At 62.7% G+C, this 9555-nt stretch carries 9 protein-coding genes and 1 tRNA gene; 3 read left to right on the top strand and 7 right to left on the bottom strand.

Going from position 1 to position 9555, the window contains the following annotated elements:
* Both serA and pgeF read right to left on the bottom strand, forming a co-directional pair.
* A partial coding sequence (gene serA, locus Q0349_RS11060) for a phosphoglycerate dehydrogenase (RefSeq protein ID WP_298081014.1) occupies positions 1–1024 on the bottom strand: 1024 nt, incomplete at its 3' end.
* Positions 1025–1070: 46 nt separating this feature from the next.
* A complete protein-coding gene (gene pgeF / locus Q0349_RS11055; protein WP_298081012.1) occupies positions 1071–1823 on the bottom strand; it encodes a peptidoglycan editing factor PgeF in 753 nt (250 codons plus the stop codon).
* A gap of 36 nt (positions 1824–1859) precedes the next feature.
* Here pgeF and Q0349_RS11050 point away from each other — a divergent pair.
* A tRNA-Pro gene (locus tag Q0349_RS11050) sits at positions 1860–1936 on the top strand.
* A 43-nt stretch (positions 1937–1979) separates the two neighbouring features.
* Here the strand turns inward: Q0349_RS11050 and Q0349_RS11045 are convergent.
* The 5 genes from Q0349_RS11045 to Q0349_RS11025 all read right to left on the bottom strand — a co-directional run bounded on the left by Q0349_RS11045 (position 1980) and on the right by Q0349_RS11025 (position 6132).
* Positions 1980–2948 (bottom strand): asparaginase, encoded by a 969-nt coding sequence (locus Q0349_RS11045; RefSeq protein WP_298081011.1) that lies wholly within the window; start codon positions 2946–2948, stop codon positions 1980–1982.
* Positions 2945–3433 (bottom strand): signal peptidase II, encoded by a 489-nt coding sequence (lspA, locus tag Q0349_RS11040; RefSeq protein WP_298081009.1) that lies wholly within the window; start codon positions 3431–3433, stop codon positions 2945–2947. Before lspA ends, Q0349_RS11045 begins: the two co-directional genes overlap by 4 nt.
* A 17-nt stretch (positions 3434–3450) precedes the next feature.
* Positions 3451–4266, bottom strand: a complete 816-nt coding sequence (locus Q0349_RS11035) for an ABC transporter permease (RefSeq protein ID WP_298081007.1) — start codon at positions 4264–4266, stop codon at positions 3451–3453.
* A 16-nt stretch (positions 4267–4282) separates the two neighbouring features.
* Complete coding sequence (locus Q0349_RS11030) at positions 4283–5173, bottom strand: ABC transporter ATP-binding protein (RefSeq protein WP_298081005.1); 891 nt, start codon at positions 5171–5173, stop codon at positions 4283–4285.
* Between the two features lie 77 nt (positions 5174–5250).
* Entirely contained in the window at positions 5251–6132 is an 882-nt protein-coding gene (locus Q0349_RS11025; RefSeq protein ID WP_298081004.1) for a LysR family transcriptional regulator, read from the bottom strand.
* A 103-nt stretch (positions 6133–6235) separates the two neighbouring features.
* Between Q0349_RS11025 and metE the strand changes: the two genes are divergently transcribed.
* Both metE and nagZ read left to right on the top strand, forming a co-directional pair.
* Positions 6236–8539: a 5-methyltetrahydropteroyltriglutamate--homocysteine S-methyltransferase gene (gene metE / locus Q0349_RS11020; protein WP_298081003.1), complete on the top strand. Its 2304-nt coding sequence runs from the start codon at positions 6236–6238 to the stop codon at positions 8537–8539.
* A 96-nt stretch (positions 8540–8635) separates the two neighbouring features.
* Positions 8636–9555, top strand: a 920-nt coding sequence (nagZ, locus tag Q0349_RS11015) for a beta-N-acetylhexosaminidase (protein WP_298081001.1), incomplete at its 3' end; no start/stop codon positions are given.

Genomic DNA, 9555 nt, shown 5'->3' with positions numbered 1-9555 from the left:
TACGGTGGATGTGCAGCAGGCGGTGCGTGTCTTCGCGCAGCGGCAGCGATACTTCGGGGAAATTTACCGCGCCGACGGTCGCGCCGCTTTTCAGATACTGTACGAAACGCCCCGCTACTTCCAGGCCGATGTTTGCCTGCGCTTCAATCGTCGAACCGCCGATGTGCGGCGTGAGGATGACGTTTTCCATACCGCGCAGCGGCGAGTTGAGCGGCTCATTGCTGCCCTTCGGCTCGACCGGGAAGACGTCCAGCGCCGCACCGGCGATATGGCCGCTCGCCAGCGCTTCGGCGAGGTCGTCAATGACTACGCACTGGCCGCGAGCGGCGTTAATCAGCATTGCGCCCGGCTTCATCAAATACAGTTCGCGCGCGCCGATAAGATCGCGCGTCCCCGGCGTTTCCGGCACGTGCAGGCTGACTATATCCGCCTGCGCCAAGAGCGCGTCGAGTGAGGTGGCGGCTTCGGCGTTACCGAGCGGCAGACGCGCCTGGATGTCATGGTAAATCACGCGCATGCCGAGGTTTTCCGCGAGGATGGATAACTGCGCGCCGATATTGCCGTAGCCGACGATGCCGAGCGTCTTGCCGCGCGCCTCGCAGGCGCCTTTCGCGTCCTTCGGCCAACGCCCGCTGTGTACCGCCTGGTTGCGTGCCATCAGCCCGCGCAGCAGGCAGATGATTTCCGCCAGCACCAGTTCGGCGACCGAACGCGTGTTGGAATAGGGCGCGTTGAACACCGGAATGCCAAGCAATTGCGCCGCCTCCAGCGCGACCTGATTGGTACCGATGCAAAAGCAGCCGACCGCTTTCAGATGCGGCGCCGCCTGCAACACCTCGGCGGTGAGCTGGGTGCGCGAGCGGATGCCGACCACGTCTGCATTTTGCAAGGCGTCCAGCAGCGCCGCACCTTCGAGCGCTGCCGGGCGTAAATCCACGCGGGCAAACCCCGCCTGTTTCAGGGCGGTCACCGCGTTCGGGTGGATGCCTTCGAGCAGCAAAATGCGCGTATCGTGATTTAACATGTCCAACAATCCATCATTCATTAAGAATTTAGATTATAGCACCGGGCTACCGGCGCGGCGCGATGAACGTCGCCATCCTTCCTGCCTGCGCGCCGTTGCGGCGGTGCGAGAAAAAGCGGCGGTCGGCGAACGAACACAGGCCGCAGTCGCTGATTTGTGCCGCGGACAAGCCCGCCTCCTGCAACTGCATCCGCGCAATCGCGGGCAGGTCAGCGAGCCAATGCCCGGGGCGGTTGGCGACAAAGGCCGTGGCATAGCGCTCGTCCGCCTCGACAAAGCGCTGGAAAAACGGCGCGTCCACCTCATAATTTTCCTGACGGATACAGGGGCCAATCCAGGCAAACAGCGACGCGGGCGCGGTTGCCATCGCCTTGACCGTCGCCGCGATAATGCCGCGATGTAACCCCGGCCAACCGGCATGCACCGCCGCCCAGACCGTCGCGTTGCGGTCGGCAAGCAGGACAGGAACACAATCGGCGGTCATCACCACCGGCACGCGCGCCGCCTCGCGGCTCACCAGCGCGTCGCCCTCAACACCCGCCTGATAATCCGTCGCCTGCCACACCGTCGCACTATGCACCTGGCTCAACCACAACCAGCGCGCCTCCGGCGGCAACAGCGTCGCCAACCGTGCCCGTGCCGCTTCCACCCGCGCCGGGTCATCCGCCACATGGCGCGCCAGATTAAAACCCTCGCCCACCTGCGGGTTGGCGGTCATCGAAGTACCTGCAACAAAGTGGTCGGCGAGCGGCCAATCTGCCGCCAACCACGGGATTTCCGTGGGAAAAAGCGCTTGCATCACACCTCCAAATCTCTATAATGCGCGGCTTCAAGTCGGAGTGTAGCGCAGCCTGGTAGCGCACTTGCATGGGGTGCAAGGGGTCGCAGGTTCAAATCCTGTCTCTCCGACCATTCAATTCCAAACGCCCAACCTTCACCGGTTGGGCGTTTTCTTTTAGGCGTTTGACCAGCGCGCGGCGAGCGGCGCATCGCTTTCCGCGAGCAGACAATGCAGGCGGGTATAAACCGCCTCCGGCGTCAGCCTGCCGCCGCCGAGTGCGCCGAGACGCGCCGCGCCGACCGCATAACTGTGCCCGGCAACCTCGCCGCGCCAGCACTGGCTGACGTTCACCACGCACACCCCGCGCGCCATCGCCGCCTGCAATGCCTGATGCAAATCAGCACGCGCCGGCACATTGCCAACGCCGTAGCTGAGCAGCACCAGCCCACGCAGCTTTTCATCAGCAAGCAGCGGCGCAAAAGCGCTCTCCGGCATTCCCGGTGTAATCAAAAGACTTGCGACCGCACCGTCCTGAAAACCACGCCAGTCGCCGCGCAAAAACGCACTTTCCTCGCGCTCCTCAAACAGCGGCGCGGAGAGCGTCGCCGTCTCGCCGTCAAAAACACCGAGCCAGTCGGCATTGGGGCTGTCAAAGGCGGCAAAGCTCTGCGCGTCCAGCTTGCGCACCGCATCGCCGCGCAGCAGGCGGTCATAAAAAAACACCGCCGTTTGCTGCACTTCCTCCAGCGCCGCGAACGCCAGCGCGCCGCGCACATTGCGCAGCGCGTCGCTCTCCGGCTGACCGAGCGGAATCTGCGCCCCGGTCAGCACCACCGCCCGCCCCAAGCCGCGCAGCATCTCGCTCAAAGCGGCGGCACTATAAGCGAGCGTATCCGTGCCGTGCAGAATGACAAAACCACGATAATCCTCGCGTCTGGCGGCGATCGCATCGGCAAGGCGCTGCCAGGCGGCGGGCGTGGCGGAAGAACTGTCAATCGCCGGTTCGCAGGTAAAGACATCAAAATCCATATCCGGCAATGCTGCCTGCAAACGCGCAACAAATTGCGGGTCGGAAACGAGACCGTGCGCACCCGGCTTCATGCCAATGGTGCCGCCCGCATAAATGACGAGTATCCCGCTCACAAATGACTCCCGGCGCGCCACTCGACAAACCAGGCAATAATCAAAAAGCCGACGCCCATGCAAATGCCGACATCGGCGACATTAAACGTCGGCCAATAGGCATTATCAATATGCCAGCTAATAAAATCGACTACCTTGCCGTGAACAATGCGGTCAAACAAATTGCCAATGGCACCGCCCAAAATACTGGCATAGGCGAAACGTACCAGACCGGTGGTACGCTCAAACAAAATTGCATAGCACAACCACAGCCCAATCAGAATGGCGACGCCCATAAAAAACCAGCGCTGCCAGCCGCCGCCATCGGCAAACAAACTGAATGCCGCGCCCTCATTATAGGCGAGCTTGAAATTCATCCAACTGGTGAGGCGCATCACCACCCCGTTGGCCAATTCCGATTGCGCCCAAATCTTGCTGAAATAATCGGCGGCGAACCACGCCCCAGCAACGACAAAAGCAAAAAACTTCTGCAAAAAAATCTTCATAAAAACTCCCGAAAAAATTACAGCGTCTTGCGCCGGAACAAAAAAATCCCCAATGCCAAGGGAGCGGCAATCCACACCAGCAACACCAGCGCCAGCACGCCCTGGGCAATGCCGCCCTGCGCACCGAGACCGCTCGCCATATTGCCGCTCAAATTGAGCAGACGGTAAGTGTCGGTCGGATTGGCGAGCAACAGCACATTGAGCAAATCCTTGCCAATATGTTGCCCCTTGTCGGCAATAAGCACACCGAGCAGGGCAAAATCATAGAGCAGCACGAAAAACAGCCAGACGCCAATCGCCATTCCCGCTGCGCTGCCGCGCTGTTTGGCAATGGCGCTTAATACATAACCAATCGCCAAAAAAACTGCGCCGAGCAATAACGTCGTCAAAGTCATCTTGAAAAACGGCTGCCAAACTGCCCAGCTAAAACCAATATTTTTGTGCAACAGCGCCACCGCAATCCCGGCGACACAATAACCAATGGCAATGGCGACGGCGAGAATCGCGCCTTGTCCCAAAAACTTGCCCGCAACCACCTGCCAGCGCGATAGCGGATACGATAAAAGCAGCGCCATCGTACCGCGCTCAATCTCGCCGACAATCGCATCATAAGAAAGCAATAACGCAATCAACGGAATCAAATAAATATTGAGTGTCGCCAGACTCACCACGGTAATGGCAAGCGCATTGGCTTTTGTCTCGCCAGCGGGGGCGCTGCCGAGAAAAGCAAGCGTCAGGGCAAAGGCGGCGAGCAGAATGGCAATCGCCAATACCCAGCGGTTACGCAGCCCGTCTTTCAATTCCTTGCGGGCGAGGGTCAATAAAGTATTCATCAATAAAATCCGGGTATCAAACCGCCGCTTCTTCGCGGCGCAAAAAATGGGCGTACAAATCATCGAGCGCGGGCGGCAACATATCGACGTTGCGCGGCGTTCCCGCCTGCCACAGCGCGCCGAGCAGCGCGGTTTTCTCGCTCTCGGCGCAGTCGCAAAACCATTGCCCGGCACCATCAGCCTGCCACGGCGCGGGCAGGGCAGGTGTGGGCTCGTCAAACCAGACGCGCAGCCGCGTTGGCAATCCGGCGTCCTGCCGCAGCGCCTGCAAACTGCCGTCGGCGGTCTTGACGCCGTTTTTCATGATGACAATGCGGTCGGCCTGGTCGGCCAGCTCGGCGAGCGCGTGCGAGGACAGCAGAATCGCCGTCCCCTGCGCCGCCAGTTCGGCGAGGATGCGGTAAAAATCGGCACGCGAGGCGGGGTCAAGCCCGGTGGTCGGCTCGTCCAGCAAGAGGATTTTCGGCTGGCCGAGCAGCGCTTGTGCCAGCGCGAGACGCTGCCGCATCCCCTTGGAATAGGTACCGACGCGCTTGCCCGCCGCCTCCAGAATGCCGACGCGGGCGAGCAACTCGCGGTTGCCCGCGTTGCCCAACCCTTTGAGGCTGGCGAAAAAGGCGAGCGTTTCGAAGCCGGTCATGTTCGGATACAGCGCGACCGTCTCCGGCAAATAGCCGATGATTTGCCGCGCGGCGACGCTACCCGCCGCATGGCCGTTGATGCTGATGCTGCCGCGCGTCGGCGTCAGCAGACCGAGCAGCATTTTCATCAGGGTGGACTTGCCCGCGCCGTTATGCCCGGCGAGGGCGACCGTTTCCCCGGCGTCAATGTGGATGTCCACATCGCTGACGGCGGTGAATCCGGCGAAGGTTTTTTGCAACTGTTGGGCGGCGAGAATGGCGCTCATGGGGATTCCGGTGGTTAAAAGGCGGGCTTTTTACCACGCCCGCGCACAGGCGGCAACTGCGAGGCGGTGTGCCGCCCTCAGCGCACCCGCTTGGCGATTTCAATAAAGCCGTCAATGTAGTCCACCTGGCGCTCGTCGGCGCGCAAGCCGAGGTGGATGTGTTTGTAGATGCCGTCGCCGAGGCGCAGGCAGGCGAGCGGCAGGTGCGCCGCCTGTTCGCGGATGAGCCAGTGCGGCAGTGCGGTCACGCCTCGGTTGGCGGCGACCATTTGCAGCAGGATTTCGGTGGTTTCCAGGGTGCGGTGTGCGGCAACGCTGCGTTCGGCAGGCAGCAAAAACTGCTGGAAGACGTCGAGCCGTTCCACCGGCACCGGGTAGGTCAGCAGGGTTTCGTGCGCGAGGTCTTGCGGTTGCGCCACGCTTTTTGCCGAAAGCGGGTGATCGCGCGCGACCACCAGCACTTGTTCGTAAGGGAAGACGGGAAGGAAATGCAGCCCGGCGCTTTGTACCGGGTCGGGGGTGATGAGGACATCGACTTCGTAGGCAAGCAGCGCGCTCGCGCCCTTGAACTGGAATTGTTGTTTGACATCGACATCGACGCGCGGCCACGCTTCGAGATAGGGCGCGACGGTTTTCAGCAACCACTGGTAGCAGGGGTGACATTCCATGCCGATGCGTAACAGCCCGCTTTGGCCGCGCGCGTAGTAGCCGAGCTGTTCTTCGAGGTGGTCAAATTGCGGCAGCACGCGGCGCGCGAAGCGGTGCAGCCGTTCGCCCGCCTGGGTCAGGCGCAGGTTGCGTCCTTCTTTGTGCCACAGCGGCGCGCCGAGCTGTTCTTCCAGTTTTTTGATGGTGTGGCTCAGCGCCGATTGCGAGAGGTAGAGGCTTTCGGCAGCCTTGGTGAGGGTGCCGTGTTCGATGACGGCGCGGATGATGTTCAGGTGGTGGCGTTCGAGCATGGCTTATGAGCGTTTTTCATGATTCGATGCAATTTTACCATTTTGCATCATGGGAACCGCCCGCTATAGTGCGCGCTCTCTATTAACCTCTTCAGGAGTAACCATGACTGTCATCCATAACCTCGGCTTTCCGCGTATCGGCGCGAAACGTGAACTGAAATTCGCGCAGGAAGCGTATTGGAAGGGCGAAACCACCGCCGCCGAACTGCAAGACGTCGCCAAGGCGCTGCGCGCACGCTACTGGCAGAACCAAGCCGGTTTCGACTACGTCCCGGTCGGCGATTTCACCCTCTACGATCACGTGCTGGATATGAGTGTCACCCTCGGCAACCTGCCGAAGCGCGCCTACGAAGGCGGCGGCGACGAGCTGGACGCCTTCTTCCGCACCGCGCGCGGCCGCAGCCCGATTGACAAGGGCGCAGGCGTTGCCGCTGGCGAGATGACCAAATGGTTCAACAGCAACTATCACTACATCGTCCCCGAATTTGACGCCAACACCAGCTTCAAGCTCAACCCGCAGCGCCTGCTCGACCAAATCAAAGAAGCACAAGCGCTCGGTGTGAAAAGCGTCAAACCGGTCATCATCGGCCCGGTCACCTATCTCTGGCTCGGCAAAAGCAAGGACGACAGTGACCGCCTCGCCCTGCTGGAGCGCCTGCTGCCGGTTTACAAACAACTGCTGAACGAACTGGCGCAGGCGGGCGCGGAATGGGTGCAGGTGGATGAGCCCTGCCTCGTCACCACCCTGGACAAAAACTGGCGCCAAGCAGTCAAAACCGCCTACCACGAACTGAACCGCACCACGCCGAAAATCCTGCTCACCACCTACTTCAGCGACTTCGGCGACAACCTCAACCTGCTGCACGACCTGCCGGTTGATGGCGTCCACCTCGACACCATCAACGCCCCCGGCGAAATTCACAAACTGGTTGACCTGCTGCCCGCGACCAAAATCATCTCCCTCGGCGTGGTGGATGGCCGCAACATCTGGAAAACCGACCTCAACCACCTGCTGGACACCCTCGAACCCGTCCGCGCCCGCCTCGGCGACCGCCTCTGGCTCGCGCCCTCCAGCTCGCTCCTGCACGTGCCGGTGGACCTTGACCAAGAAGACAGCCTCGACCCGGAAATCAAAAACTGGCTCGCCTACGCCCTGCAAAAACTCGAAGAGTTGCGCGTCCTGAAAAAAGCGCTCGACAGCGGCCGCGACAGCGTCAAAGCCGAACTCGATGCCAACGCCGCCGCGCACAAGGCGCGCCGCGAATCCAGCCGCGTCCACAACCCGGCAGTCAAGGCACGCACCGCTGCCGTCACCAAAGAGATGGGCGACCGCAAATCGCCCTACGCTGCGCGCGCGCCGAAACAGCACGCCGCCATCAAGCAGCCGCTGTTCCCAACCACTACCATCGGCTCCTTCCCGCAAACGGCGGAAATCCGCAAATCACGCAGCGACTACAAAAAAGGCGCGATTACAGAAGCCCAGTACATCGCCGATATGCAGGCGGACATCCGCGAATGCGTGAAAATCCAGGAAGAACTGGACATCGACGTCCTCGTCCACGGCGAAGCCGAGCGCAACGACATGGTCGAATACTTTGGCGAGCAGCTTGAAGGCTATGCCTTCACGCGCTTTGGCTGGGTGCAGTCCTACGGTTCGCGCTGCGTCAAGCCGCCCATCCTCTTTGGCGACATCCGCCGCCCGCATGCCATGACGCTGGAATGGGCCACATGGGCGCAGTCGCTCACGCCGCGCCCCGTCAAGGGCATGCTCACCGGCCCCGTCACCCTGCTCAACTGGTCATTCGTGCGCGACGACCAGCCGCGCCCGCTCACCTGCCAGCAGCTGGCGCTGGCCATCCGCGAAGAAGTGCTGGATCTGGAAAAGGCGGGCATTGGCGTCATCCAGATTGACGAGCCGGCCCTGCGCGAGGGCCTGCCCCTGCGCCGCCAGCAGTGGCCGGCGTATCTGGACTGGGCCATTGCGTGCTTTCGCCTGGCCGCCAACGGCGTGCGCGACGAAACGCAAATCCACACCCACATGTGCTACTCGGAGTTCAACGACATCATCAGCGCCATCGCGCAGATGGACGCCGACGTCATCACCATCGAAGCCTCGCGCTCGGACATGGAGCTGCTGGACGCCTTTGTGGACTTTCACTACCCCAACGACATCGGCCCCGGCGTGTACGACATCCACTCGCCCAACCTGCCCACGCAAGAGCAGATCGTGCAGCGCCTGCGGCAGGCCGCCCGCCGCATTCCGCCCGAACGCCTGTGGGTCAATCCGGACTGCGGCCTGAAAACCCGCCAGTGGCCCGAAGTCATTGGCGCGCTGACCCGCATGGTGGCCGCTGCCCGGCAGCTGCGGCAGGAAACGGCGCAAAAGACGGCGCCAGCAAAGGCGTGACGGCGGCGGGGCGGGGCAGGGCGCGGCCTTGGGCCGGATGAAGGCCGGATAGGGTTCTGATTCAATCGCGGCTTCGTTTTTTCACCCGCACGGCTCATGCCCCACGCTCCGCTCATCATCGACATCGCAGGCGCCGCCCTCACGGCGGACGACCGCCGCCGCATCGCCCATCCGCTGGCGGGCGGCGTCATTTTGTTCACGCGCAACTGGCAAAGCCGCCAGCAGATTGCGGCGCTGACGGCGGCCATCCGCGCCATCCGGCCTGATGCGCTCATTGCCATCGATCACGAAGGCGGCCGCGTGCAGCGCTTTCGCGAAGGGGGCTTCACGCCGCTGCCGCCCATGCGCGCCCTGGGCCGCCTGTGGGAGGAAGACGCCCTGCAGGCGCTGGCCGCCGCCACCGCTTGCGGCTACGTGCTCGCCGCCGAGCTGCGCGCCTGCGGCATTGATCTTTCGTTCACCCCCGTGCTCGATCTGGACTGGGGCCAAAGCGCCGTGATTGGCGACCGCGCCCTGCACCCGCAGCCGCAAGCGGCGGCCCAGCTGGCCAAAAGCCTGCTGCACGGCCTGCTGCTGGCGGGCATGAAGGGCTGCGGCAAGCACTTTCCCGGCCACGGCTACACGCAGGCCGATTCGCACACGCACCTGCCGCAAGACGGGCGGCCGCTGGCCGAGCTGCTTCAGGCCGATGCCGCGCCCTACGGCTGGCTGGGCCTGGCGCTTCCAGCCGTCATGCCCGCGCACGTCATCTACCCGCAAGTGGACGAGCGCCCCGCCGGTTTTTCGCCCTACTGGCTGCAAGACGTGCTGCGCGGCCTGCTGGGTTTTGACGGCGCCATCGTCAGCGACGATTTGGGCATGGCCGCCGCGCGCCAGATGCAGGGCCGCCAGCTCACCCACGCCGAAGCCGCCTGCGCGGCGCTGAACGCGGGGTGCGACCTGGCGCTGCTGTGCAACCAGTGTCTCGACGGCGGCGCGGCGCTGGATGCCGCGCTGGAGGGGCTGCAAGCCGCCCG

The sequence above is a fragment of the uncultured Cardiobacterium sp. genome (genome assembly GCF_938028185.1).
GTDB lineage: Bacteria > Pseudomonadota > Gammaproteobacteria > Cardiobacteriales > Cardiobacteriaceae > Cardiobacterium.
This window is presented reverse-complemented; position numbering and strand designations above follow the sequence as displayed.